This window comes from Desulfovibrio sp. Fe33 (assembly GCF_028532725.1).
GTDB lineage: Bacteria > Desulfobacterota > Desulfovibrionia > Desulfovibrionales > Desulfovibrionaceae > Pseudodesulfovibrio.
In genome coordinates this window covers 99,810-125,657 of sequence record NZ_JAQKGU010000001.1, presented here as the reverse complement: position 1 = coordinate 125,657, position 25,848 = coordinate 99,810, and the positions used below count along the sequence as shown (strand labels likewise).

Below are 25,848 nucleotides of genomic sequence, written 5' to 3'. Positions count from 1 at the left end.
GACAGGAGTCATATATGACATTGAGCAACAGGGGATTGGGACGTGGACTCGACGCGCTGCTCGGCGGCGTGCGCGAGGACGAGAAAGTCACTTCCGATGCTGCCGAGGTGCGCCTCATTCCGGTGGGAGCCATCAGACCCAACCCGCACCAGCCCCGGCGCGAATTTTCCGAAGAGGCGCTCAACGATCTGACCGCGTCCATTCAGACACGCGGTGTGCTCCAGCCCGTCCTGGTCCGCCCTCTCGGCGGAGGCAAGTATGAGCTGGTGGCCGGAGAGCGCCGGTTGCGCGCCTCCAAAAAAGCGGGACTGGAGGAAATCCCCTCCCTGGTCAGGGAAATGACCGACCAGGAAAGCCTGGCCATCGCCCTGATCGAGAACCTCCAGCGGGAGGATTTGAACTCGGTCGAAGAGGCACTTGGGTATCAGCGGCTTCAGCAGGAATTCGGCCTGAGCCAGGAAGAACTGGCCCGCCAGGTGGGCAAAAGCCGTTCGGCCGTGGCCAACTCCCTGCGGTTGCTCAACCTGCCTGAATCGGTCCAGGCGGACATTCAGCAAAACGTGCTGTCGGCCGGACATGGCCGTGCGATCATGGCTGTGAGCGATCCCGAGCCTCAGGCCGAACTGCATCGCCGTATCGCAGAAAACGGGCTGACCGTGCGGCAGGCCGAGGCTCAGGCGTCCTTCTTCAAGCAGAACGGACGGCTCCCCGGGGCCGACGAGGTCGGGGCGTCGCCCTCCTCTAGAAGCGCCAAAGCCGAACCTCGTCCCATCGACCCCCGTCTGGAGGCTTTGCAGGATGAGCTTTCCGATATGTTGGGACTTACGGTTAAAATCTCCGGCTCTCCGGAAAAAGGTAAGTTGACGGTGAGTTACAAGGCTGAAGATGATTTGCGGTCGGTTGCGGAAAAGTTTGGAGTCCAGTTCCAATAAGGATCAAAGCCCCTTTTAAGGACTCCATCGAACGTAATGCGAGCGGTGCGTGAAATTCTCGCGATCACACCGTTTTCCCCGGCCGCGAAGGCCATGATCGCCGCATGAGCCGGAAAGGTCGCGGCAAGATACCAACAGCAGGAAAACATTGGTTGTTTACGATATGTCACATGAACTGATTCTGAAAGCCGTCAAAGCCCTAGAGGGCCACAAGGTCATGATAATCGGTGATCTCATGTTGGATCACTACCTCATGGGCGGCGTCGAGCGCATTTCGCCTGAAGCTCCTGTGCCCGTGGTCCGCGTTGAGAAGGAATCCTTCCTTCTGGGCGGCGCGGGCAACGTGGCCAGAAACATCGCAGACCTGGGCGGCAAGCCCCTGCTTATCGGAGCCGTGGGCACGGACGGCAACGGTTCCGTACTTGAAGACCTCTGCAACCAGGCCGGATTGAGCACCAGGCTTATCCAGGACGGAAGCCGTCCCACCACGGTCAAGACGCGCATCATCGCGCACAACCAGCAGGTGGTTCGCGTGGATCAGGAACGGGTCGGTCCACTCTCCCCCGATGAGCTCGACACACTGTTCATCATCTTGGAAGAGAACCTCCCGGAATATTCCGTGGTCATCCTGTCCGACTACGGCAAGGGGTTCATTTCCAGGGAATTCATGGATCGCTTCATGCCGATGATTTCGTCCCGGTCCACCCCGCCGCTGGTTTTGGTCGACCCCAAAACCGTCAACTACGACCTCTACCAGGGCGTCGACCTGCTGACCCCCAATACAAAGGAAGCCAGCGAGGGCGCGAATCTTCCTGTTACCGACCGGAAATCCGTCATTGAAGCAGGCCGGGCCATCTTCAAGCGTCTCGGCTGTCGGAATCTTCTCATTACCTTGGGACCTGACGGTATGGCCCTGTTCGAGGGCGAAGGCTCAATTCGCCATATCCCGACCTTCGCGCGCAAGGTCTTCGACGTCACCGGCGCGGGCGATACGGTCATCGCCACCACCGGCCTGGCCCTTGCGGCCGGTATGGACCTGCTGACCGCCTGTACCCTGGCCAACTATGCCGCTGGCGTGGTCGTCGGCCAGGTGGGCGCGGCCACGGCTACCCCTGATGATCTCAGGGAAACCGTGATCGAGCTTCCTGAACCGCAGGTGAGCTTCTGGCAGGAATGACCGGCAGGCGCGATTCGCAATACGGAGCGCAATCATGAAACGACTCGACTTTATCACTGAGATACCAAGTCTCGGCGCAGCCAAGATCCAGTCGCCACTCAAAAACGCGAGATTCGTGGACGAATCCGTGCCGGTGACGCTGATGCTCACCTCAGGCGAACTGACCGAGCTGGATGCGGATATCCTGCAAAAGGATTTCGAAAAAGCCGGACCGCGCGAACGCATCTACTTCGACGCCTCCAAGGCCCGGTGCGCCGTGGTCACCTGCGGCGGCGTCTGCCCCGGCATCAACGACGTCATTCGGGCTATCGTCAACGAGGCCCACTATCACTACGGTGTACGTCATGTGCTCGGTATCAGCAACGGGCTTCGCGGCTTCATCCCCAAGTACGGCTACGAGGTCAAGGTGCTCACGCCCGAGTCGGTTTCCCATATCCACCAGTTCGGCGGCACGATTCTCGGCTCATCGCGCGGGCTGCAAGACCCTGTGGAAATAGTCGATTCACTGGATCGGCTGAATATCAACATACTTTTCGTCATCGGCGGCGACGGGGCCATGCGCGCCGCGCGGGCCATCGTCGACGAGATATCCGCCCGGAAGCGGAATATCGCGGTCATCGGCATACCCAAGACCATCGACAACGATATCAATTTCATAACCCGGTCCTTCGGGTTTGATACCGCTGTGGAAAAGGCGGCCGAAGTCATCCAGTGCGCACACGTTGAAGCCACGGGCATGGACATGGGCGTGGGGCTGGTCAAGCTCATGGGCCGGGAGGCGGGCTTCATCGCGGCCCAGGCGACGCTTGCCATGCAGGAGGTCAATTTTCTCCTCGTTCCGGAACAGCCGTTCTCCCTGTACGGCGAAGGTGGTCTCCTCCAGGTCGTCGAAACTCGTCTCAAGGAGCGGAAGCACACGATCATAGTCTGCGCCGAGGGGGCCGGGCAGGACTTGCTTGGCGGCGAGCCGGAACGGGACCCGTCCGGCAATCCCAAGCTGGGCGATATCTGCGGGCTTATCATTCGCGAACTTGAGGGCTATGCCGAATCAAAAGATTTCGAGATCAACATAAAATTTATCGATCCCAGCTACTTGATTCGCTCCATCCCGGCAAACGCCGGAGATCGGGTGTATTGCGGTTTCCTGGGCCAGAATGCCGTCCACGCCGCCATGGCGGGAAAGACCGATATGGTCATCACCAGGCTTAAATCAAGCATGGTGCATCTCCCGCTGCATCTCGTCGCCGCCGAACGCCGCCGCATCAACACCAATTCCGACTGGTGGTCGTCGGTGATGGAAGCCACTGGCCAGAGAGAGTTTCTGAAGTAGCGGGGGCCGTGTAGAATGCCTCCGGCGGCCGGGGGAAGGGGAGAAGGAAACCCTTTGAAAAGGGCTTTCCTTCTCCCCTTCCCCCGGACCCCCATCCCCTCTTCCTTCCTAAACTTTTTCTATCGCTTCGCGGAAATTCCAAACAATTTTATTCATTGTTTACCTACATATTTGTAGGTAATTCCTGATTCCCCCCTCAATTTGGCCCTTCGCCGAAGGCGCGATAAGAAGTTTTGGAGGGTCCAGGGAACCTTTTTCAAAAGGTTCCCTGGCGGGGTCCGGGGCAGCGCCCTGGCTTGCAGGGTAACCGAAACGTAAAAAAGCACAAAAAAAGGGGCCATCGAGACCCCTTGTAGATGCGTATGGATACGGCGGACTATTCATTCGCGGCGAGTTTGCGGCGGACCTGCTCGGAGACCTGCCCGGAGTCGCTTCCCTTTTCGGATTCCATGGCGACGGCCAGGAGTTCGAAGAGTTCGTCGTAATTGAATTCGAGGGTCAGGCTGCCATTGCTGACGATGCAGCTGTCTTCGCGCTCTTCAAGGCGGTAGGCGCGGCGTTCGCGGGCATGGCCGATGGCGGAGATGATGCTGTAGGCAAGCTTATCGTCTTCGGCGCGATAGAGCTTTTCCATGGTCAACATGCCGGTGCCGTCATCGAAATACATTTCTTCGCCGATGAGACGGCCGGTAACCTTGAGGTCCTCGCCGAAGTCATTGGGCAGGGTAACGTTCAGGATCGGGTCGCTCCCGTCATAACCGCCAAACGTTCTTTTCGACATGCCGTTCTCCTTAGTCCAGAGGGAGTTTGAATTGATCCGGCTCGGTTTTCTTCTTGCCCGTGGAAACCGAGGCATTCATTCCACTCTCTAAAAATTCCATCAGCGCCGGTTCGGGCACCCGCCATTGGCTTCCGATCTTCACGGCCCGAATGGCGCCGCTCGTAATCAGCCTGTATGCGGTTCTCTGGTGTACCCGTAAATAGTCCGCAACTTCCCGCACGGTAAGCAGCGTGGGCGGTCTGGGCGCATCTGAGTTGTCCATCATGTCACAATCCGACTTATGATGTTCATTCTTTGACATAGGGTGTCAAAGAATGTCAACAAAGTACACTGTTGTCGTTCTAAGCCTAGAGATTGTCTAGAGATTACCTTATAAAAAATAATTACAGGACGTTGTTGTGAATTAGGGATTTCATATCAGAATTCGGGCAAAAAAATAATGGGGAAAAAGCACGAATTGCGCATTGGAAAACAAAATCGGGGGAGAGAAAGATAAAAACCGTTGCCGCTGGAAATGTTGTTGGAATGAAGCTGTAGTTGCCGATAACTATCGTAAATTCAGAATGTTGAATGTGTTGAAGATGGAACTGGCCCGTCAGTTTCCGTGAAGCGTGATTGTTTGGAGAAGTCTGTGGGAGGGGCAGTTGTGCGGCGATGCGAAGCCCCGTCCTAAGGGGCGATATGGATGGGCTGGAAGTGCCGCAAAATCAGTTGTGGTTGGTTGTGGTGTGAGTTTCGCCTATTTTTGGATTTCGTCGACGAGCAGGACGGTATCGTCGTCCGAGTCGTCCACTTCGTCGAGCAGCACCAGGGTGGCGTCATCCAGGTCCTGTACGAGCTGGTCGGTCATCTGGGTGAGGATGCGCCGGAAATACCGACGATCGTTGAAGCTGAGGCGAGTGTTGACCACGGCCTGAATGTCGTCGATGGCGGACATGACGATCTTGCGCAGGCTGGCGCCGGTGAGGGTAAGGGCGATGACGGACTGTCTGCGGTCGTCAGGGTTGCGTTCCCGGACGAGAAAACCGTCTCGCTCCATCCGTTTGAGGGTGTTGGACAAGGTGGCCTGCTCCACATCCATGGACTCGTGCAGCGCCTTTTGGGTTATGCCGTCCTCTTCCCAGAGCCGGAAGAACACGTCGAGATATCCCGGCTTGACGCCGTGGGCGTCGAGCCGTTTCGACAGCCCTTTCGAATAAAGCCGTTGAAAGCGGGACATGGCCGGGAAAAAAAGATGCTCCGGTGTGATTTCCATAGTGTCTGCCGGTTTGAGGTTGTAGGGGCGGTTATATAGCCCGCTGTGTTTTATTTCACGCCAAAGGTAAGATGCAGCGTTTGAGCTTTACCGTCAACAGTTCCCGGTATAGTGTGCCGTGGCGAATCGGGCCATGGTGCTCGCGAGGCTGAAAAATATGAATCCGGTGAAACGTTGGAACGCGCAAGGCGGGTACAGAGAGGCCCTGAATATCGGGCTGCCGCTGGTCGTGAGCATGATCTCCAACACGGCCATGACCTTTACGGACCGCATCTTTCTTGGCAACTACTCTTTAGAGGCCTTGGGAGCCGCCCTTCCGGCCAATGTCATGGCCTTCCTGTTCCTCTCCTTTTTCATGGGCGTGTCCGAATACGTCAACGTCTTCATCGCCCAGTACACCGGCGCGTGTCGCCCGGAAAACGTTGGCCGCGCCCTTTGGCAGGGTATCTGGTTCTGCATTCCCTCCGGGCTGTGCCTCGCCGCGCTCGGGTTTCTCGCGGAGCCGCTGTTCCAACTGGGGGGACACCCCGAGGAACTGCGCAGGCTTGAGATCGTGTATTTCCAGATTCTCACGGTGGGCAGCCTCCCCTGCCTGCTCGGGTTGTGCCTGTCCAATTTCTTTGCCGGACGCGGGCTGACCAAACCGGTCATGCTTATTAGTATCGGCGGCATTTTCATCAATATCCCGCTTGATTATTGTCTCATAAACGGCGTGGGTCCGTTCCCAGAAATGGGCATCGCCGGTGCCGGACTGGCGACCGTGATCGGTTTTGTCGTGCCGCTGATCGTCTATACCCTGCTGATCTTCACGCCCCGGAACGAGCGGACGTTCAAGGTCTTGTCCGGCTGGCGGCTCGATCGCGAGATGTTCGGGCGGTTCCTGAAATATGGTCTGCCCGGCGGCGTACAGTTCTTCCTGGACATATTCGCCATTTCCTTTTTCGTCTTCATTGTTGGAAGGTTCGGGTCTGTTGAACTGGCTTCGACAAGCGCGGTCTTTTCCATCTACAATCTCGCCTTCATGCCCACCATCGGCCTGCACGTGGCCGCCAGCATCATGGTCGGCCAGGCCATGGGGGACAACAACCCGGACCGGGCGGCATTCGCCACCCACTCGGTCCTGCATCTGGCCTTGGCCTATATGATCGTCATGGCGGTGGTTTTCTGGGTCATGCCCGAGTATCTTCTCAACCTGTTCCGCGCCAGCGGCGACGCCGGAGCCGATTTCGACGCGGTTCTGGAAATGGGGAAAACCCTCATGCGTTACGCCGCCGTGTTCACCGTGTGCGACGCTGTGGTCATCGTGTACATGGGCGGGCTCAAGGGGGCCGGGGATACGCGGTTCATCATGCTTGTGATGGGAACAGCGTCCATCGCCAGCATCGTCATTCCCATGCTCGTGCTGAGCTGGCTGGGTATCACCAACATCCATTGGCCATGGCTGTTCCTGCTCGTCTACGTGGTCGTCCTGGCCGTCATCTTCACGGCACGGTTCATTCGCGGCCCATGGCGGCGCATCGACCTCATAGGGCGCGGTGACAGGTCTGAAATGGGTTGAACCGGGCTGTAGTGTGGGCTAGGCTCGGATAATGAGCCTCCAACATCTCGCCTCTCTCATCGCCGAACGCGCGGGTGAAGGCCGCGCTGCCGTTGCCCTGTCCGGCGGGGTGGACAGCGGACTGGCCGCCGCCGCCGCGTTTATGGCGCTCGGCGACAAGGCCGTGGCCTGCACTGTCGCCAGTGAAGTGACTCCCAAGCGGGAGCGGGCCCGCGCTGCGGAAGTGGCCGCCTGCATCGGCATCGAACACCGCGTTCTGGAAATATCCGCCCTCTCTTCAACAGCGGTCCGCCGCAACTCCGCCGACCGTTGTTATCACTGCAAGCGATTGGTTTTCAAAGCGGTGCGCGACAGTGTCGGCGACGCACTGCTTCTCGACGGGACCAATGCGGAGGATGACCCGGCAAGGCCTGGGCTGCGCGCGGTGCGCGAGTATGCGGTGTTTTCCGTCCTTGCGGAGGCCGGGTTGGACAAGCCGGGCATCAGGAGCCTTGCGCACGAGGCCGGGCTGCCCAATTGGAATGATCCGTCCGAGAGCTGTCTGGCCACCCGCATCCCGGTGGGCGTAGCGCTTTCGGCCGAAGAATTGAACCGGGTTGCCGCGCTGGAAACCTTCCTCCACTCGCTCGGGGCCTACACGGTAAGGGTCCGCCCTGATAATCTGATGGCAACCGTTGAACATCTCCCACAACTTTCTGGAATAATGTTGGAAAACCGTGATAAAATCGTGGCCGTGGCGCAGGTGATCGGGTTTGAATCATGCCGTTTCAAGGAGTGGAGCGAATGAGCCTGGACCATCTGTTGGATGAATTCGCAGCCGGGCGCGTATCGCGGGAAAATTTGAAGAAGGAGTTGCTCCGGCAGTCCTTTATCGAAACCGGTTGCGCCAAGATCGACCAGTTGCGGGAGCTGCGCACCGGCGGCCCCGAGGTGGTCTATTGCGCGGGCAAAAGTCCCGAACAGGTGGCGTCCATATTCGATCATCTCAACCGCCACAACGGGCGGGCGCTCGGCACCAAGGCCGACCAGGCTCATTTCGAGGCCGTGCGGACCGTGGCGAAGGCCCGTTTCGATCCCGTGTCGGGGCTGCTGTCCATCGGAGAGCCGCCTGTGCCGCTGGCGGGCAAGGTGGTGGTCGTTTCGGCCGGGACATCGGATATGTCCGTGGCCGAGGAGGCTGCCGGAACGGCAGAATTCCTGGGGAGCCGCGTGGACCGGCATTTCGACTGCGGCGTGGCGGGCATCCATCGGCTTTTTTCCGTCATGGACGATCTCAACGGCGCATCGGTGATCGTGGCCGTGGCGGGCATGGAGGGCGCCCTGCCCTCCGTTGTCGGAGGACTGGCCTTGCCGCCCATCGTGGCGGTGCCCACCAGCGTGGGATACGGGGCCAACTTTCAAGGTCTGGCCGCCCTTCTGACCATGATGAACTCCTGCGCCCCGGGCATCGGGGTGGTGAATATCGATAATGGATTCGGCGCGGGCTATCTCGCGCACAAGATCAATATGCTGGCGTGCGCCGCCGGGACGGACAACGACGAATGAACACGGTATATCTCGACTGCTCCACGGGTGTGAGCGGCGACATGCTGCTCTCGGCCCTGAGTCACGCCCTTGAGGAATGGCGCGGTCCGGGACGGGGCTTTGAGCATCTCGAAAACGAACTGGCCCGCCTGGGTCTGGATGGTTTCGGACTCGAATGGTCAGTGAAGCGGATTGCGGGCATCCGCACCATGCACGTTGACGTGCTTCAGACACGCGAACAGCCTTTGCGCCACTATTCGGACCTGTGCGCCATCATCGGACAAAGCGGCCTTGAAGGGCGGGCAGCCGACCGGGCGATGGAGGCCTTGAGGCTGCTCGGCGAGGCCGAAGCAAAGGTCCACGGCGTGGATTTGGAACAAGTGCATTTCCATGAAATCGGGGCTGTGGACACCCTTGCGGACATTTGCGGTTCAATGCTTCTCCTGGACGCGCTGGAGGCCGAAAGCGTGGTCTGTAGCCCGGTGGATCTCGGGTCCGGTTTCGTGGACTGCGCTCACGGCAGAATGTCAGTTCCGGCACCGGCTTGCGCGGAACTGGCCAAAGGCTTGATCTCCTTCGGATCAGACTGCTCCATGGAGCGGGCCACACCCACTGGCCTTGCCATCTTGCGGACTGTTGCGGACGGCTTCGGCCCCCTGCCCCTCGGCACTCTCCTCGGCGTGGGCTACGGCTCGGGCGGACGGTCATCGGACGAACAACCGACCTACGTCCGCGCCATGCTCCTGGAGAAGGTTTCGGAATAGCGGACGCGAGGAATCTTATGCGCGACGACATCAGGGTAATCATCGCCAGGTACTGCGAGGACGTGTCCTGGGCCGACGCCCTGGGGTTCGATCACGTGATCTACGACAAGGGCGGCGGCCTCGGTCCGGACGCCCGCGTCCTGCCGAATATCGGTCGGGAGGCGCACACCTATTTCAGCCATATTGTGGCCGAGTACGACGCCCTTGCTCCGGTGAACGTCTTTTTGCAGGGCGACCCTTTCGATCACCTTGATGATCGCGGGCGGGCGACGGTCGAGACCCTGCGGGAGCGGCTCGAGGATGCGGCCGACAGGCGCGTGCCCTTCAAGGGGCTGGCCTGGTTCAAGCTCAAAAGCGACGCGCTGGGCAGGCCGCACGACCTGCGGAAACCCGAAAACGAGGGGCGCTGGGCCGGTTGGGGACGCGATATCCCGGTGGGCGAGGTGTTCGAGCGCATTTTTGGCGCGCCCATGCCGCGCGAGATCGTCTGCCGCGCTCCAACGGGCAATTTTTGCGTGACCGGCGAACGCATACGGACGCGGCCCAAGGCCTTTTACGAGTTCTGTCTGGAACTCACCGAGGCGGACCCGCGCGACGAGCGCAATACTGGCCACGCCTTCGAACGGCTTTGGCAGCACATTTTCAACGGCAATACGGTCTGGAACCGGGACCGCTATGAATAGAGGAAGACCGAAATGCTGCCCCTGAACCTGACCATTGCGGTATCGTCCCTGTCGGCCCACAAGCTGCGCGCCGTGCTCGCCATGCTCGGGGTGTTCCTGGGGGCGCTGGCCTTTACCGGAGTGCAGCATGTCTCCAAGATCATGGTCCGACAGGCCGAGATGGAGACGGAGAAGCTCGGTCCCAACCTCTACGCCGTGCTTGCCGGGGCGGTCCGCTTCACCAGGGGCGGCGCAATGCGGATTTCGGGCGGATCGCGCAACTTTGTCCTGTCAGACGCCCAGGCCCTCATCGATTCCGTACCCTCGGTGGTGGACGGCACGCCCTTCGTCACCACGACCATGACCGTACGCGGCGGCGGCAACGCGGTCGATGCCCAGATAATGGCCTGCTGGCCGAGCTATCAGGAAATTCGCAGCTTTCATCCGGACACCGGCCGTTTCTTCAGTTGGCGCGAGGTGGAGGACCGGGCCAAGGTCTGCGTGCTCGGGCGCAAGATCGCGCAACGTTTGTACGGCAGGCCGGAAGCCGCCGTTGGGCGTGACCTCTACATGTTTCGGGCCAGCTTCCGGGTCATCGGCGTCATGGAGGAGAAAGGGCGCGACGTGTCCGGCACCGACCAGGACGAAACCCTGCTCCTGCCCCTGACGACCTACATGCGCCGGGCCAGCAATCAGCAGTGGCTTTCCGGGGTCTATCTGCGCCTGGCCAAGGACGCCGGGCTGGACATGGTCAACGAGTCGGTCAACGCGATCATGCGCGAACGGCACCGGATCGACCCGGGCGAGGACGACGACTTCAGCTCCATGTCCGCAGCCGACGCCATCAAACTGCAACGGCAGGCCCTGGACCTGATGACCACCCTGGGCGGAATCACCTCGACCATTTCGTTCGCAGTGGGAGGCATGGGCATCCTGTCCATCATGATCCTGGTGGTCCGCTCCCGCCGCGTGGAAATCGGCGTTCGCCGCGCCGTGGGCGGGCGCAGGCGGGACATCGTCCGGCAGTTCCTGTTCGAATCCGGGCTCATGGCGGCCGTGGGCGGCGGGCTGGGCGTGGCCGTGACCGTTATCCTCGTTCTGGTCGGCTGTACCCTTGCCGATCTGCCCGTCATCATCGACCCCGCCAGCCTGGCCACAACGTTGATCGGGTCATGCCTACTGGGCGTCGCGGCCGGAGCCTACCCCGCCTGGCAGGCCGCCAATATCGAGATTTTGGACGTTCTCAGGTCGTGAGTATTATTTAACATCATATCAGTATGTTGTGCTGATTGTTAGCTGGCTATATGGCCCCTGTCGAGGCGGAATCGGGCCATCCTTGACGCGCCTGGATTGCGGGGATGCAGCTCTCCCCCGCGCATGACGGACAAGGCCGCTCTTGCGCTCTCCTACGTCTGGGCCGGTCCGGCTCGGCCCTCTCATGAGCATACGGAACAGTGACCGAAGACATCTTTTTCACGGATGTTGCGCGGTTGTTCGTGGAGAGGTAATGTGAACGCCAAACACGAAGCCGAGGAGTCGATATGGCCGCATTCCCCCCCGTCACCCTGTTGGTTCGAAATATCGCCAAGTCCGCCGCCTTCTACAAGAACGCCCTGGGGTTCGACCTGGCCTGGGACGGACTGCTCGTCGGGCCTTACGGCCAGTCGTTGCGCCTTGTCGAGGGACGGGACACCACCGCCGGGGGGTGCGTGATCGTCACTCTGGAGGTGCCGGACGTTGTCCTCGCCGTGGCGGGCATTCTGGACAACGGCGGCGGCCGCGCCGAAAAGCTCATGAAGGATCAGCCCATCTACCTCGGGCCGGACGGCGAAATGCTCTCTCTCACCGGCCGGGGACTGCCCGGGCTGGAACGGGTCGGCCTCATCGTCTACGATTTCGACGGCGTCATGACCGACAACCGTGTGCTTACCGATCAGGAGGGGCGCGAATCCGTGTTCGCCAACCGCAGCGACGGCATGGGCGTCAACCTCATCCGCGCCCTCGGCATCGCCCAGGTCATCCTTTCCACGGAGGTTAATCCCGTGGTCAAGGCCAGGGCCGACAAGATCGGTTTGGAGGCTGTCCACGGCATCCGCGACAAAGGTGCCGCCCTGATAAATCTTGCCGAAAAGAACCATGTTTCCGTGGGCGAAGTGCTTTTCGTCGGCAACGACGTCAACGACGCCGACGCCATGGGGCTGGCCGGGTTCAAGGTCGCGCCCGCCGACGCCCATCCCGCGATTCTCGCCATGGCCGACCTGGTCACGGAGGCCAGGGGCGGTTACGGCGTGATACGCGAGCTGGCCGACGTTCTCGTCGCCGCCCGGGTCTAGCCCGGCACCGTTCGCTTCCTTTTCCCGGAGACCCCGCGTGGGCGCTCCGCCTGTCTTTCGCGCGCGTTCCGGGCGTGCCCGATTCTCTCACCTCCCGCCCTGCAAACGGCGGCTGATAGCTTTGTGACGGCAATTCCATCCTTTTCTGGACATTTTCAAGACATTCGGTCTACGGATGAGCCATTGTAGGGTGCAGAAAGTCGTCATCGGGAGCCGGGAGCATGTCACAAGCATCGTTCGAGAACATCTGCATATTTCACATTCTGGACGGCCTGCGGGACGGGTTGTCCCATTTCTCTCCTCCGAGCCGGGTGGCCGTGGTCTATGCGGTCGGACGCGGCGAACCGCCGCGCATCTGCGACCCGCAGGGGCTGCTCGAAGGCCATGAGCCCAAACTTCAGGATTATTTTCTGTATTCGAACCGCTGGCGCGGCAAGGAAGAGCGCATCGAGGGGTTGCGCGTCCTCAGCCAGGACGAGGTCGGGCTGGACCTTGCCGGACTCATCAATTTGGCGGCGCGCTCCAATTCCGTGAGCTACCAGATGTGGTTCACCGAAGAGCACCCGGACATGTGCTCCCTCGGTCCCACGCGGAGCTGGCTGGAATACGCGGCCGAGCTGTTTTCACAGCACTTCGCCACAGGCAGCGTTCTGGGGCTGGACACCGCCGGGTTCATGCTCCAGCACTGCGCCATTCACGCCATTCGGGACTACATCGTGGACGAGCGTTCCCGCCAGGGGTGGCTGGATACCCAGATCAGGGTCTATCCCTTCCTGGACGCGCTCATCGGCGTATCGGCCACCAAGGAGGAAGGCGCGGCCCCCAGGGGGCGCATCGTGGTGGTGGAGCCCACCCAGCTCGATAAGGTCCGCTTCATCTGCCGTTTTCCGGAACACGAGCAACCCAAGACCGCGAATTTCAAGCATGTCCGCAAACTTTTGCAGGCCGTGGAGGACTCGGGCAGAGTGCTGGTCTCGAACGGGACGTCCGTTCTCGGCATCGCCATCGGCCCCATGCCCGGCGCCTACCTGGCGGCCCAATTCTCCGGCTCCTACGGGTTCCTGTGGATTCGCGACCAGTTGGTGTGCAGCTTCGGCGACGGCCGGTTCCGCTCTTCCAACCTCCGGGCCAATCTGGTCCAACTGGAGGAACAGTTCCTGGAGACGGACATGACCATGGGGAAGCAGAACGCCCTGTTCAAGATCGTCACCACCATGGTCAACCGGGTGCGCGATCGCAAGCACGGCTGCACCCTGGTTGTTGATATGGGCCGCAACCCCCTGAACATGTCCGGGCAACATTTGGTGGAGCCGCTGGACCTGACCAGCACCAGCCATCTCAAGCTGGCCTGCTCCCTGGCCAAGCTGGACGGGGCCGTGCACATCGGCCGCGATCTCAAACTGCACGGCTTCGCCTGCCTCATGGACGGCCGCAGCGTGCCTGGCGAGAACCGGGCCAGGGGCGCGCGCTTCAACTCCGCCCTGCGTTTTACCGCCGAACATGAGGAGCTCGTGGTCGTGGTCGTGTCCGCCGACCGGCCCGTGTCCATCATCAAGGACGGGGTGGAATTGACCGCCCTGTGCCACTTCCAGCACATCTGCGGCTTGCGGCGCCCCCCGCTTCTGGCCGAGTGGGTCATGAACTGACCCCTGTTTTCGGATCATGCGCACCGACTGGATGTCCGATCCCCTCTTCTGGGTCCTTGCCCTGCCCGCACTGGCCGCGTCCGGCCTGCTCATCCAGATGGTCCTCTCCCTGTTTCGCTGCTGCGCATCCTTTCGGCTTCGCGGTCGCCCGGTCCAGCTCAAATGGTGGATGATTCCTGTAACATCCGCCGTCTGCGGACTCTTGTGGCTTCTGGCGGCCCTCTACGCCGTCCTTGCCGAATAAGCTCCCATCCATGGATAATCATTATGATTACCAACGTAACAAAAATACATCACACATGTAACATCACTGTTTCTCTCCTGTAACAAATCGGGTCGCCAAAATTAAAAACCCGAGTAGCTTCACTATCTTGGAGCTCTGCATCGAAACGGAGCCGAAAGAGGGGGAAAAATGCGACTCAGCGTCAAAATGATACTGTTCTGCCTGCTGGTGGGCATCGTTCCACTGGCCGGCATGGCGGGGTACAGTTTGCAGAACGCTTCGGTGAGCCTGAAGGAGCAGTCCTTCAGCAAACTGGTTTCCCTGCAGGAGGCCAAGTCCAATGAACTGGACGGCCTGACCGAGCTTTGGAACCGCGATATCACCATGTATTCCGAAGCCAAGTACGTATACAGCGCGCTGGTCCGGCTTCGGGACATCATTTTTTACGCGGCCAAACCGGGGCAGCGCATGAACCTGGAGGACGAGGACTACGCTCACGCCCTGAAGCAGGTCGTTCCGGATTTCGTCCCGTGGGTCAAGGTGCGCGGATACGCCGACGCCCTGATTCTGGACGACACCGGGCGCATCGTCTTTTCGGTGGCCATGGGCCGCGAGCTGGGTGAGGACATCGTCAATGGGCCGTTGGCCGGGAGCCGTCTCGCCGAAGCCTGGAAACGAGCCCTGAAGGGCGAAACCGTATTCGTCGACTTCGCCCCCTACTCTCCTCTCGACGGTTTGCCCTGCGCCTTTATCGCCGCGCCTGTCCGCCGCCATGGCGAGGGCATCGAAGGCGTGGCCGTGCTCCGCATCCCCATCGAAGCCGTGAACAAGGTCATGCGCGTCAGGGCGGGCATGGGCAAGACCGGCGAAACCTTTCTGGTGGGCCCGGACGGGCTTATGCGTTCCGATCTTCATTCCGACCCCGAGGCGCACAGCGTGGTCGCATCCTTTGCCGACCCCGGCCAGGGGATCATGGACTCCGAACCGGCCCGCCGCGCCCTCGCGGGCGAGCGCGGACGCATGAACAGCGTGGACTATCGCGGAAACAAGGTGCTGGCCGCCTATTCCCCGATCAACGTCGGCGGCGTAGTTTGGGGGCTGGTGACCAAGATCGAAGCCTCCGAGGCCCTGAACCGGATAAGAGGGCTGGAGAACGCGGCCCTGGCCGTGGGCAGTGTGTCCGCAGCGGGCATTGTCCTCGTTACCTTGATTTTCTTGCGTATCGTTCTTCTCAAACCGCTCCGGGAGCTGCGCGTGTACGCGGGCCGGGTGGCCGAGGGCGACCTGGCTGCGCGACCGGAGGGGCGGTTCAAGGGCGAGTTGGGCGAAGTCTCCGAGGCCATTGAACGTATGGTCCGCAACCTGGGCGAGAAGATGCATGAGGCCGGGGAGGCGTCGCGCCTTGCCGAGACACGGGCCGCCGAGGCGGAAGCCGCCGTCGTCCGGGCCGAGGGGGAACGCCGGGCGCGTACCGACGCGGCCCGGGCCCAGCGCGAAGGGATGCTCCAGGCAGCCGGAATGCTGGAAAATGTCGTTTCTGGAATGCGCGAGGCGTCGGCCACGGTGAACCAGGAGTCCGACCGGATCATGGAGGGGGCCAACAGTCTCAGTTCGCGCGTGGAGATCACCGCGGCGTCCATGGAGGAGCTGGCTGGGTCTATCCGCGAAGTGGCCAACAACGCCGAGACCGCGTCCAAGGATGCGGAATTCGCGCGTCAGCGTGCCCAGGAGGGTTCCGATGTGGTGCGCCGTACTGTGGAGTCCATCGGCGACGTGTATTCGATCACCGAACAGCTCAAGGGGCAGGTCTCCAGCCTGGGAGGCAAGGCCGATTCCATCGGCAAGGTCATGAACGTCATTTCCGACATCGCCGACCAGACCAACCTTCTGGCGCTCAATGCCGCCATCGAGGCCGCCCGCGCGGGGGATGCCGGGCGCGGCTTCGCGGTGGTTGCCGACGAGGTTCGCAAGCTCGCGGAAAAGACCATGGACGCAACACGCGAGGTGGGCGGGTCCATCGCGGCCATCCAGGCGGACGTGCGCGAAAACATCAAGGGCATGGACCGCGCCGCCGAAAGGGTGGATGTGGCCAACCGTCTTGCGGGGGAGTCAGGTCGGGCGCTCAGCGAGATCATGGAGTTTTTCGAGACCGTCACCCGGCAGGTGGAGGCCATCGCCACGGCCAGCATTCAGCAGTCCAACGTGGGCGAGGAAATCAATCGGGCCGTGAGCGAGGTGGACACCGTGTCCACGAAGACGGCCGGTGCCGTGGCCCAGACCGGCGGGGCCATCGGCGAGCTGACCGGCCAGATAGAGACCCTGTCCAAATTGTACGGGCTGTTCATGCTCCTGGGCGAAGGCGTGGTCCAACAACAGGTGGAGTCCCTGGCTAAGGCCCCGGATCTGGCCGTGCCGGAGAGGCGGTTCAAGGTGTTGCAGCGGGTGGTTCGGGATAATCCGAGCCTGGAGACGGCCTGGATCGTGGACCCCAGGGGCGTGCAGTCGACGGAGTTCGCCTCGGCGAGCGGCGATACCGGCGCGTTGCGAGGCGGACCGGGCACAAGCTGGGCCGACAGCGACTGGTTCCGCGAAACCACCCGCACCGGCGAGAGTTTTATTTCGAACATCTATTATTCCGAAGCGTTGGAGGACTATTGTCTGACAGTGGCGACGCCGGTCAAGGATCGCGACGGCAACTTGTTGTCCGTGCTGGCCGTGGACGTCCGCCACGCGGTCTAAGCGGTTTCAGCTTCGGAGATCGGGCCGGGAAACACAGCAAGGCCGCGATGGTCAGCGGTTGAAACGCGGGCGGCGGATGAGCATGGCCAGGCCGACGATTCCGGCCACTCCAAGGGTCCAGGCAAGCCCGGTGACGGGCAGGACCGACCGCTCCTCCACCTTGCCCGCCGGCGGGTTGACCACTTCGGCCCCGTCCGGCGCGTGCAGGCCGAACCGCGCAAGGGCCGTGCCGTCGAACCGCATCACCGGCTCGGTGGAAACGGGCAGCATCTCGCGCACGTCCTCCCCGTTGAGGACCTTCATGGCTACTCTGGCCGCGCTTTCGCCCACGTCCTTGGCGGGAACCATCAGTCCTCCCGCCGCACCTGATCCGAAGGCGGCGTCGTTGACGAGGAAGATGGGTGAAGCGGCGCGCGTCCGGATGAGGTCCGAAATCTGCTCATTCGACACGGGAGCGCCGTCCCGTTCTGCCGCGAACCGCAGGAAAAGAACCGCGCCCGACGGGGGCACGCTGGCCAGGGTGTCGCCAAGCTCTTCGAGATTCAGTTCATGCTCGTCCCCGGCCTCGAAACCCGGGAACATGATCTGCGCCCGGTCGAGATAGGGCTCCATGGCCCGGTTCACGGCTTCCCTTATTGGGGCCGATTCGGGCGCGCTGTCCACGATGGCCACCAACAGGCGGGTATCGGGGCGCATGGTGAAAATGAGATTCACGTTTTCGCGCACGGAGCAGGTCGAGGGAATGCCGGTGCAGTTGCCGCATTCGGAAAGTTCTCTCGGGTTGGGGCGGTCCATGGCGCAGAAGATCAACGGCGCGTTCGGGAACAGGTCCCTGTACTTGCGGGCGAAGGCAAAGGCGATGTCCCCCTCCGTCACAACGGCGTCGGGCGTCCTCTCGGCCATGGCTTCGGACAATTTGCCGTAGACTTCGTCAAAGGCGTCTTCGTCCGCGCTGTCGGAAGGAAGAAACGCCTGCTGCACCCCTGCCCTGCTGCCCAATCCTTCGATGAGGCCCGAAGCCAGCCGTTGGTTCCAGGGGGTGGGGATCGGGCCGGAATGAATCAGAAGAACGTCTGCGGCTAAGGCCGGAGCGCAGAGCCGGAATAAACAGGCCAGGCATAGTAAAGTGATGAATCGGAATCGTGTAACGCGTTCTTTTTTCAAAATATCCTCGATCATCAGTTTCCGATAACTGTCGATAATGCTGGCGTTCGTCGGTTATTTCCGGGCCGAGCAGACCCGGTTGCGGCCGGAGTTCTTGGCCTCGTACAGGGCGGTGTCGGCAGCCCCGATCAATTCGCTCGCGGACCAGCCCACCTTCATCCGGGCCACGCCCAGGGACACCGTGAAGCCGATGGGATCGTCGGCCAGCTTGCCGTCGGTGCGGACCCGGAAATCGTATCGCTCCACATCCGCCCGCAGGGCTTCGGCGTTGGCGGCGGCACGGTTCAGGTCCATGCCCTGCACGACCACCATCAGCTCCTCGCCGCCGTATCGGGCCGCGAAACCGTCGTAACGGACGGCGTGCTCGCACACGATATGGGCCAATGCGCGGAGCACGTCGTCGCCCGCCTGGTGGCCGTAAGTGTCGTTGACGTTCTTGAAGTGGTCAACGTCGATCATCATTACGGCCAGGGGCGTGCCGGTCCGGGCGAACTCCTCCGCCGTGTGCCTGAGATGCGCCTCCAGGGAACGCCGGTTGTGCAGTTGGGTAAGCATGGGATCGAAGTCGGCGGTCATCCGGAAGTGTTCGGCCTTGGCGTTGAGCACCCTCGCCTCCTCCCGGAATTCCTCGATGAGTTCCTTGAACATGCCGCGCACCCGGGACACGATCAGGGATTTCTGGCTGTCGTCCCGCAGGACTTCCACGGTTTCTTCCCGAAAGGTGTGCAGCCGCTTGTCCTGACGCTCGTTGGCCCCGTGCATGGACGAGACTATTTCGTTCATCTCGTTGATGAGCACCGCGGCGGTACGCTTTTCCTGGGCCAGGGCCTCTTCCAGTTCCAGAGCGCCGATGGTTTGCAGCAAATACCCGTCGAGCATGGCGACGACCGTTTCCAGCCGCTTTTCCGAAAAGTCGTTCTGCATGAGCTGTTCGCAAATCTCGAACTGTATTTCGGATTTCTTGTCGTCGGAGTAAATAGACAGGCGGGAAAGCAGGTTACGGATGAACAGGATGACGGCTATCCAGTCCGCTTCGTTGGGGGTGCCGGTTTCACGGAGATCCTTGAACAGGAGGTCGAGCTTGCTGGAGCGTGTGGACATCGTCGCTGTCTCCCGGTGTGAGCGGCTCTGAATGCGCCCGGCCTATCGGGGGCCGGGAAAAATGACGCCTATACAGTCTGATAGCACCGGTCGCCAATCCGGTTCAAGGATAAAGGAAGAAAAGTGCGGGCGCAAAAAAAGTGCGCCTTGCCGGGTTATCCGGCGGGCATCAGGACCTGACATTTCAAATTAGCACTTTATGACGGCCTGGTGCGGGTGTGTTGGCGCACGTTGCTCTTTCTTGGAGCGGGGCGACTCCATTCGCCATATGTCTTATCGAAACAATCGGCGTCTATTTCCTCCCATCCTCCGTCTTTGGTTTTTGCCAACCTCTTTTCGAGGACCCTTGCCTTTGATTCAAATATACCCTCCCCGAAAAATGGACGCAATAGGTCGGCCGGAAGAATCCGCCTCGTGGGGCGCAACCTCCGGTCGAACTTGAAGATAAAAGTGTATTTTTTTCGGGAAACGGGCCGAGTCACCGGCCAGGGACACGGATTTTGAAGAAGGTCCAATTATGACAAGATATTACCCCCGCGCCCAAAAGGCAAGCGAAAAGGGTCCCCGGGCGGGAACGGGCTGGAATGGTCCGGGGGCGTCGGGCTAATCGTCGCCGAAGGGGTCGCTGATGAGGTCCATGACCCTGGCGCGGTCGAGGCTGTGTGCGGAGCTTCCCTGCGCGGCCAGATCGAGGCCCAGCGCATTCAGCTCGGCTTCCGCTTCGGCGGCTTCCCGTCGGCCAAGATTCCTGGCCACGGCGGTCATGGCGTCGTCCAGGCTCTCCGTGGCCCGGGCCTTGAGTTCCTGTATGCGTTCGCGGGAAGTCCCGACAATGGTTTCACGGGGTTGGATGGATTGGATAGCGGGCATTTTCGTCTCCTTCTTGTTGGCTGGACCGACAATCAGCAAGACCCGTGCTGCGTAAAAAATATCACATTAATACAAAGTGTTGGCTGTTCAATCCATATCCCGGGCGGCAGGTTTTTCCGCTTTTTCGACCGGAACAAGGAACAGGGTCAGGATTACGAGAGCGAAAAAAGCGGCATAGACGCCCGCGAACCATGCCGGATCGATGTCCGGAAACAGTACGCGGCCTAGCCAGTATCTCACGCAGGAGACCGGCTCCCCGCTTTCCTGCCCGGCGGCGCGGCGCAGGGCCGCCTCCCATTCGGTCAGGGGGCAAAGCCTGCCCGCCGCCGTCTCGGCCAGTACAAAGCCCATGAGGGCCGCGTGGGACCATCGGAACCATCGGTTACGCGCGAATCGTCTTCCGGCCGCCGCCCCGATCCATATGGCGGGCTGCCCCAGGACGATGAAGGCCGCGACAGCGAAATGGACAGCCAGCACCACGTCCGCCCAGAAGGCCGGAGCGCCGCCCGTCATCGGCAATGGCCCGGCAAGCCCACCAGAAACCGGCGGAATCCGTCTGTGTAACCGGGAGACGTCAGGAACCCGTAGTTGTGGTCCCCGGTCAATCCCCAGAACAGCTTGGGGCCTTCGTACGACTCGTATAGCTCTCGCCCCATGGCATAGGGCACGAGATCGTCGTCCGGGCTGTGCAGGAACAGGGTGGGCGTCCGTACTCCGGACAGGGCGCGCATACTGTCGTATCGATGGCGGATCAGCCAGCGGACAGGCAGCCAGGGGAATCGCATTGCCCCCATGTCAGTCAACGAAGTGAACGTGGATTCCAGAATCAGTCCGCCCGGTTCCTCGCCCTGCTCCGCCAAGTCGGCCGCCAGGCGCGCGGCCACGCCTCCGCCCAGGCTGCGTCCGAAAATGATGATGTCGCGCGGCTCGATGCGGCGGGTATCCGCCAGCCAGTTCCACGCCGCCAGCGCATCGGCCCTGGTCGCCATTTCCGACGGCTTGCCGCCGCTCAGTCCATACCCCGAATAATCGAAGACCAGCACCGACAGTCCGAGGTCATGAAATATTCTGTACGAGTCCATCAGATGAGAAACGTTGCCCCCGTTGCCGTGGCAGAACAGCAGCACCCGTTCCGCGTCTTCACAGGGAATCCACCACCCGTGAATGCCCGTGCCCAGCGCGTTTTCCAGCCATACGTCCTCGAACGTCAGCCCGTTTACATCCGGCGTATCGGCCAGCTCGCTCCTTGGGCTGAAGACCAATCCGTTCTGGGAGCAGAACACCCAGGTGGTTATGCCGCCGTAGACGGTCCCTGCGGCCGCCGCTATCTTCAAAATCGTCCACATGTCGCCACCATACACAGCGCAGCCCTTTTATGCACCCTTTCCATTTCAACGGCCTTGATTTACCTTGCGCCCATGGACATCGCAGGCATCATCCTGGCCGGGGGACTCGGCACCCGCATGGGACACGTTAAAAAGGCGTTTCTGACCATCAGCGGCCAGACCATTCTGGATCGCCTTCTCGCCGTTTACCGCCCCCTGTTTACCGAAATCCTCATCTCCGCCCGCGATCTCGACGATTTTGCGGGCTACCCCTACCCTCTTGCGCCGGACAAATACGAGGCCCGATCCTCCCTGACAGGCATCCACGCGGGCTTGGCGGCCATGCGCGCTTCACACGGTTTCATGGCCGCCTGCGACGGGCCGTTTCTCCAGCCCGGACTGGTTCGCGCCCTCCTCGAACAGGCCGCCCCGGAAGACGACGTCGTCATCCCCATCAAGGATGACGGCTATGTCGAACCCCTCTGCGCCGTCTACTCCAAGCGGTGCCTCCCCTTTATCGAGGCGCAGCTTCAGCGTGAAAACTATCGCATCATAGGCTTCTTCGATCAGGTCCGGGTCAGGAAAGTGCCCATTTCCCTGCTCCGCCAGGCCGATCCGCACCAGATATCCTTTTTCAACGTGAATACGCCCGACGACCTAAAACAGGCCGAACGGCTGGCCGCGGAACTCGATATTTAAAGGGTGCCTCCGGCCGCCGGAGGCGATCACCGCGAAGCGGCTTTCCAAAAAAAAAGCTCCCGCAAAGCGGGAGCTTCTAAAAATCACCGAACACAGCACCCGGATCAGACCGCTCCGGCAGGGCCGGGACGGATGGAGGCGGAATCGGACGGAGGTTTGCTTTCACGCCGTTTTACGGCTTCGTGGCCGTTGCCGAGGGAATCAAGGAGTCCGACCAGCAGATGGGCATTGGGCGAATCCTTGGACAGACGCACCACGCTGAGGGCGGCAAAAACGACGAGCAGCAAAAGCGCTGCCGGAATGGCGGCACACATGACGGACCTCCATGTTTGACACAGAAGACCAGATCGTTGTTACGGGAGTATGGTAAGCCGGTGACCCTTGGGTGACGTTGCGGGCTACTTTCCGCCTTCGATGATGAGATTGGGCAGTTCGTCGGTGTCGTCGGGCCTGACCGGAAAGCGTTCGGTGAGCATTTCGCCGCAGCGGCGCACGCCGGCGCACAGGGCTTCGCCCGGCCTGCCCGCGCGGATGCCGTCGGTGACAAGGGCGACGACCTCCTCCCAGGCGAGGGGATTGACCAGGTCGTTGATGCCCTTGTCGGCCAACACCTGAACAGAATGCTCGAAAACCGAGACGTAGAGGATGATCCCGGTCTTGTCGCGGGTGTTGTGCAGCCCGTGGGCATGGAAGGCGGTGAAGGCGGCCTCGGCCACCTCATCGCGCATCTCCCGCTTGGAGATGAAGGGCTTTTTCAGGGCAGGAAAGGCGTCGAACAACCTGGAAAAACAAAGGAAAAGCGCGAGAAAGAGGGCAAGAAAAACCCACATGTCCTCGCGGCCCAGGGCCAGAGTAAAGCCCACGGCGGCGAGGGAGCCGCAAATGAGGCTGCCGATGAGTCCCGCACGGGGATAGTCGTAGCTCATGTCCGCGATGACCGGAACTATTTCGCCGGACGTCGAACGTTCTGCTTCCTGAACGCACCTGATGAGCGCGTCCTGTTCCGCCTTGGTGAGAAATGTCGCTGCGTTGCTCATGAATGAACCTCTTTGACCTACCAGCCGCCGGAAGCGCCGCCGCCTCCGAAACCGCCCCCGCCGAAGCCGCCGAAACCGCCGCCTCCACCGCCGAAGCCCCCGCCTCCGCCGATGCGCGGACCAGGGAAGAAGATAACGCCGGGACCGCTGCGCCCGGCCGTGCGCACGCCCTCGGATGCGCCGGGGATTCTGCGGCGGCCGAACTTCTCGGTCAGCAGGATGATGAAAATCATGGGGCCGATGAGGATGGCCAGAATGTTGAGCTTGCTCTTGCGCTTCTCGGGCAGGGCCGTGAACTCGCCGCGCACGGCTCCGGAAATGGCGGCCACGCCTTCGATGAAGCCATGGTCGAAGCGTCCCGCCCTGAATTGCGGGGTAATGACGTTGTCGATGATCTGTCCGGCGAGCACGTCGGTAAGCCTGCCCTCCAGGCCGTAGCCCACCTCGATGCGGATCTTGTGGTCCTCTTTGCTGACCAGAAGGATGACGCCGTTGTCGAAGTCCTTCTGGCCGACCTTCCAGGCCTCGGCGACCCGGATGGAGAAATCCTCGAGGGAATCGCCCTTGAGGGACGGAATGGTCAGGACGGCGACCTGGGTGGAGTCGGAACGCTCCAGGTCCGCCAGCCGGTCCTCGATGGTCTGCCGTGTCCGGGGGGTCATCATCCCGGCCAGATCATTGACCCGCGTGGTGTACCGGGGCACATCCAGGGCCAAGGCCCAGGAGGACAGGCCCAGAACCAGGGCCAGGATCAAGGCCGGGACAAGACCCGCCGGTCTGCTCGAAAGAAGTCGCACCGCCAATCCCGCCTAGGACTCGGACCCGAAGTTGACCTTGGGGACGGCCTTGGCGTCCGGGGCAGCTTCGAAGAACTCCTTGCGCTCCAGGTGGAGCAGCAGCGAGTTGGTCAAGGAGTTGGGGAACTTGCGGATGGAGAAGTTGAAGGTCTTGACCGCCTCGTTGTACCGTTGCCGGGCCACATTGATGCGATTCTCGGTGCCTTCGAGCTGATGCTGGAGGCCGAGATAATTCTGATTGGCCTTGAGGTCGGGATACCGCTCGACCACGACCATGAGCCGGGACAGGGCCGAGGAAAGCTCTCCCTGCGCCGCCTGGAAGTTGGCCAGGGCGTTCTTGTCGGTGAGCATCTCGGGCGTGATCTTGGTCTGAACGGCCTTGGCCCGCGCCTCGACCACGGCGGTCAGCGTGGATTTCTCATGAGCCGCCGCGCCCTTGACCGTCTCCACCAGATTGGGAATCAGGTCCGCGCGCCGTTGCAGGGCGGATTCAAGATTGCCCCAGGCCGCGAAGACCTCTTCCTCCTGCTGCTGCATGGCGTTGTAGCCGCATCCGGCCAGAGATGTGGCGATAAGCATGGCCGCGAGGGCCGTGACAAGTCGTTTGAGCATGGCTTGCTTTCCCTTTGTTTGGGGGTTGATGTCGCTTGGATACAGATGCGCCCGGAAGCGCAAAAGTCAAGGCTGTCCGAACGGATTGAGCCGATCCCGGCTGTTATTTCTTTTTCTTTGCGGGCCGCTTGAGGCGCTTGCCCGCCGCGAGGAGCCTGCGCAGTTCGGCGGCGGCCGCGACCGTATCGGACTCGTGGAGCAGGAAACGCTCCTTGGATGTCTGAAAGTGCCACCCGGCGGGCCGGGTCAGGAGCTTGGCCCCGCGCGCGAGCAGGTATTCCTCGGCCTCGGTCTCGGCGGCCACGCATTCCATCTCGGACAGGATTTCCTGCCGCTTCTGCATGTCCCGAAGGAATTGGGCTATTTCATAAACGGACCGCATCAGGTCTTCCGGCTGGATGTCCGTCTCCCTCTTGCGCCCGGACAGATACCGTTGCAGTTCGTTGAGGTCTGTTTTCAGCTCCTTGACCTCGAACAGGGCTTTGTCTTTTGAAATTTCAATTTTGTCGGTAAGTTGCTTATATATCGCTCGCAATTTCTGTGTGGACATGGAACCTGCTTTGCACCTTGCTGTTACCCCGGATTATCAAAAGCCTAGTTTAGGCTAGCCCATTTTCCGGACGGTTCGCAACCGCTCGCGCCATCATTTTTCATGTATTTTCGCACGTCCGGTGGTCAGCTCGGTCACTGCGGCGACAAAATCTTCCGCCCGCTCCTCGGGCAATTCCAGGGTGAACCCGGCCTCTTCGCTGAAGGCTTCCTCCAACACTTCGGCCTCGAAATCGGGCAACAGCCGCTTGAACAAGGTCACGGACGGATAGGGGATGGTCACGGCCAGTTGCGTTGTCACGACCATCTCGCGCAGGGGGAGCGTCTCCAGCCCGAGCTTGACCAGACCGGCATAGGCCCGGACCAGGCCGCCGGTGCCGAGCTTGGTCCCGCCGAAATACCGGGTGACCACCGCGACGATCTCGCCCACGCCCGAATGGAGCAACCCGTTCAGCATTGGCTTGCCCGCCGTGCCGCTCGGCTCGCCGTCGTCGCTCAACCCCACCGATGCCGTGTCGCCCGGCGGCCCCGCATTGAAGGCCCAGCAGTTGTGGGTGGCGTCCGGAAATTCCTCCTTGACGGCGGCAACGAAAGCGCGGGCGGATTCGGCGTCCGGGGCGTGCCCCATGGACGTGATGAACCGGCTGCGCTTGATGATCTCCTCCACCCGATGAAAGGCGGCTGGTATGGGGTAACGGTCCGACATGAAGGCGATGTAGCCCGCCCCCTCCGAACGGGTCAACCCCGCCCGTCCATGTGGAAGTTGCACC

28 protein-coding genes are annotated in these 25,848 nt (G+C 61.3%); 14 read left to right on the top strand and 14 right to left on the bottom strand.

Going from position 1 to position 25,848, the window contains the following annotated elements:
- The first annotated feature begins 14 nt into the window (after window positions 1–14).
- From PSN43_RS00595 to PSN43_RS00585, 3 genes are all read left to right on the top strand, one after another.
- Window positions 15–932 carry a ParB/RepB/Spo0J family partition protein gene (locus tag PSN43_RS00595; protein ID WP_272698768.1) on the top strand — a complete coding sequence of 306 codons (918 nt, stop codon included), beginning with the start codon at window positions 15–17 and terminating at the stop codon, window positions 930–932.
- A 163-nt stretch (window positions 933–1,095) separates the two neighbouring features.
- Window positions 1,096–2,109, top strand: a complete 1,014-nt coding sequence (gene rfaE1, locus PSN43_RS00590; RefSeq protein WP_272698767.1) for a D-glycero-beta-D-manno-heptose-7-phosphate kinase — start codon at window positions 1,096–1,098, stop codon at window positions 2,107–2,109.
- Between the two features lie 34 nt (window positions 2,110–2,143).
- On the top strand, window positions 2,144–3,439 hold the full coding sequence (locus PSN43_RS00585; protein WP_272698766.1) for an ATP-dependent 6-phosphofructokinase: 1,296 nt from the start codon (window positions 2,144–2,146) through the stop codon (window positions 3,437–3,439).
- A gap of 376 nt (window positions 3,440–3,815) precedes the next feature.
- On the opposite strand, the gene PSN43_RS00580 is transcribed toward PSN43_RS00585, so the two are convergent.
- The 3 genes from PSN43_RS00580 to PSN43_RS00570 form a co-directional block, all read right to left on the bottom strand.
- The gene (locus tag PSN43_RS00580; RefSeq protein WP_272698765.1) at window positions 3,816–4,220 is read right to left on the bottom strand and encodes a hypothetical protein; all 405 of its coding nucleotides are present in this window, start codon (window positions 4,218–4,220) and stop codon (window positions 3,816–3,818) included.
- A 10-nt stretch (window positions 4,221–4,230) separates the two neighbouring features.
- Complete coding sequence (locus PSN43_RS00575; RefSeq protein WP_272698764.1) at window positions 4,231–4,485, bottom strand: helix-turn-helix domain-containing protein; 255 nt, start codon at window positions 4,483–4,485, stop codon at window positions 4,231–4,233.
- Window positions 4,486–4,959: 474 nt separating this feature from the next.
- Window positions 4,960–5,439 (bottom strand): MarR family winged helix-turn-helix transcriptional regulator, encoded by a 480-nt coding sequence (locus PSN43_RS00570; RefSeq protein WP_272698763.1) that lies wholly within the window; start codon window positions 5,437–5,439, stop codon window positions 4,960–4,962.
- Window positions 5,440–5,632: 193 nt separating this feature from the next.
- Between PSN43_RS00570 and PSN43_RS00565 the strand changes: the two genes are divergently transcribed.
- The 10 genes from PSN43_RS00565 to PSN43_RS00520 all read left to right on the top strand — a co-directional run bounded on the left by PSN43_RS00565 (window position 5,633) and on the right by PSN43_RS00520 (window position 16,924).
- Complete coding sequence (locus PSN43_RS00565) at window positions 5,633–7,033, top strand: MATE family efflux transporter (protein ID WP_272698762.1); 1,401 nt, start codon at window positions 5,633–5,635, stop codon at window positions 7,031–7,033.
- Between the two features lie 31 nt (window positions 7,034–7,064).
- Window positions 7,065–7,820, top strand: a complete 756-nt coding sequence (locus PSN43_RS00560; protein WP_272698761.1) for an asparagine synthase-related protein — start codon at window positions 7,065–7,067, stop codon at window positions 7,818–7,820.
- Entirely contained in the window at window positions 7,817–8,578 is a 762-nt protein-coding gene (gene larB / locus PSN43_RS00555; RefSeq protein WP_272698760.1) for a nickel pincer cofactor biosynthesis protein LarB, read from the top strand. Before PSN43_RS00560 ends, larB begins: the two co-directional genes overlap by 4 nt.
- The gene (locus PSN43_RS00550) at window positions 8,575–9,321 is read left to right on the top strand and encodes a LarC family nickel insertion protein (protein WP_272698759.1); all 747 of its coding nucleotides are present in this window, start codon (window positions 8,575–8,577) and stop codon (window positions 9,319–9,321) included. Before larB ends, PSN43_RS00550 begins: the two co-directional genes overlap by 4 nt.
- A 17-nt stretch (window positions 9,322–9,338) precedes the next feature.
- The gene (locus PSN43_RS00545) at window positions 9,339–10,004 is read left to right on the top strand and encodes a DUF3431 domain-containing protein (RefSeq protein WP_272698758.1); all 666 of its coding nucleotides are present in this window, start codon (window positions 9,339–9,341) and stop codon (window positions 10,002–10,004) included.
- A 12-nt stretch (window positions 10,005–10,016) separates the two neighbouring features.
- Window positions 10,017–11,237, top strand: a complete 1,221-nt coding sequence (locus PSN43_RS00540; protein ID WP_272698757.1) for an ABC transporter permease — start codon at window positions 10,017–10,019, stop codon at window positions 11,235–11,237.
- Between the two features lie 287 nt (window positions 11,238–11,524).
- On the top strand, window positions 11,525–12,316 hold the full coding sequence (locus PSN43_RS00535; protein ID WP_272698756.1) for an HAD hydrolase family protein: 792 nt from the start codon (window positions 11,525–11,527) through the stop codon (window positions 12,314–12,316).
- A 221-nt stretch (window positions 12,317–12,537) separates the two neighbouring features.
- Window positions 12,538–13,962, top strand: a complete 1,425-nt coding sequence (locus tag PSN43_RS00530; protein WP_272698755.1) for a DNA integrity scanning protein DisA nucleotide-binding domain protein — start codon at window positions 12,538–12,540, stop codon at window positions 13,960–13,962.
- A 16-nt stretch (window positions 13,963–13,978) separates the two neighbouring features.
- A complete protein-coding gene (locus PSN43_RS00525; RefSeq protein ID WP_272698754.1) occupies window positions 13,979–14,206 on the top strand; it encodes a competence protein ComEC in 228 nt (75 codons plus the stop codon).
- A 168-nt stretch (window positions 14,207–14,374) separates the two neighbouring features.
- The gene (locus PSN43_RS00520) at window positions 14,375–16,924 is read left to right on the top strand and encodes a methyl-accepting chemotaxis protein (protein WP_272698753.1); all 2,550 of its coding nucleotides are present in this window, start codon (window positions 14,375–14,377) and stop codon (window positions 16,922–16,924) included.
- 51 nt (window positions 16,925–16,975) lie between these two features.
- Here PSN43_RS00520 and PSN43_RS00515 read toward each other — a convergent pair whose 3' ends face one another.
- From PSN43_RS00515 to PSN43_RS00495, 5 genes are all read right to left on the bottom strand, one after another.
- Window positions 16,976–18,103: a hypothetical protein gene (locus tag PSN43_RS00515; protein ID WP_272698752.1), complete on the bottom strand. Its 1,128-nt coding sequence runs from the start codon at window positions 18,101–18,103 to the stop codon at window positions 16,976–16,978.
- A 39-nt stretch (window positions 18,104–18,142) separates the two neighbouring features.
- Window positions 18,143–19,189, bottom strand: coding sequence for a GGDEF domain-containing protein (locus PSN43_RS00510; RefSeq protein WP_272698751.1), 1,047 nt, complete (start codon window positions 19,187–19,189; stop codon window positions 18,143–18,145).
- Window positions 19,190–19,792: 603 nt separating this feature from the next.
- Complete coding sequence (locus PSN43_RS00505) at window positions 19,793–20,059, bottom strand: hypothetical protein (RefSeq protein WP_272698750.1); 267 nt, start codon at window positions 20,057–20,059, stop codon at window positions 19,793–19,795.
- An 87-nt stretch (window positions 20,060–20,146) separates the two neighbouring features.
- A complete protein-coding gene (locus PSN43_RS00500; protein ID WP_272699200.1) occupies window positions 20,147–20,572 on the bottom strand; it encodes a DUF2784 domain-containing protein in 426 nt (141 codons plus the stop codon).
- Complete coding sequence (locus tag PSN43_RS00495) at window positions 20,569–21,405, bottom strand: alpha/beta hydrolase (RefSeq protein WP_272698749.1); 837 nt, start codon at window positions 21,403–21,405, stop codon at window positions 20,569–20,571. The genes PSN43_RS00500 and PSN43_RS00495 overlap by 4 nt, the downstream gene beginning before the upstream one ends.
- 72 nt (window positions 21,406–21,477) lie before the next feature.
- Between PSN43_RS00495 and mobA the strand changes: the two genes are divergently transcribed.
- Entirely contained in the window at window positions 21,478–22,083 is a 606-nt protein-coding gene (gene mobA, locus PSN43_RS00490) for a molybdenum cofactor guanylyltransferase (RefSeq protein WP_272698748.1), read from the top strand.
- Window positions 22,084–22,187: 104 nt separating this feature from the next.
- On the opposite strand, the gene PSN43_RS00485 is transcribed toward mobA, so the two are convergent.
- The 6 genes from PSN43_RS00485 to PSN43_RS00460 form a co-directional block, all read right to left on the bottom strand.
- Window positions 22,188–22,397 carry a hypothetical protein gene (locus PSN43_RS00485; RefSeq protein ID WP_272698747.1) on the bottom strand — a complete coding sequence of 70 codons (210 nt, stop codon included), beginning with the start codon at window positions 22,395–22,397 and terminating at the stop codon, window positions 22,188–22,190.
- 84 nt (window positions 22,398–22,481) lie between these two features.
- On the bottom strand, window positions 22,482–23,120 hold the full coding sequence (locus PSN43_RS00480) for a TPM domain-containing protein (protein ID WP_272698746.1): 639 nt from the start codon (window positions 23,118–23,120) through the stop codon (window positions 22,482–22,484).
- Window positions 23,121–23,137: 17 nt separating this feature from the next.
- Window positions 23,138–23,917, bottom strand: coding sequence for a TPM domain-containing protein (locus tag PSN43_RS00475; RefSeq protein WP_272698745.1), 780 nt, complete (start codon window positions 23,915–23,917; stop codon window positions 23,138–23,140).
- A gap of 12 nt (window positions 23,918–23,929) precedes the next feature.
- Window positions 23,930–24,529 (bottom strand): LemA family protein, encoded by a 600-nt coding sequence (locus PSN43_RS00470; RefSeq protein WP_272698744.1) that lies wholly within the window; start codon window positions 24,527–24,529, stop codon window positions 23,930–23,932.
- 103 nt (window positions 24,530–24,632) lie between these two features.
- A complete protein-coding gene (locus tag PSN43_RS00465; RefSeq protein ID WP_272698743.1) occupies window positions 24,633–25,079 on the bottom strand; it encodes a hypothetical protein in 447 nt (148 codons plus the stop codon).
- A 93-nt stretch (window positions 25,080–25,172) separates the two neighbouring features.
- Entirely contained in the window at window positions 25,173–25,784 is a 612-nt protein-coding gene (locus PSN43_RS00460; protein WP_272698742.1) for a YigZ family protein, read from the bottom strand.
- Window positions 25,785–25,848 lie beyond the last annotated feature (64 nt).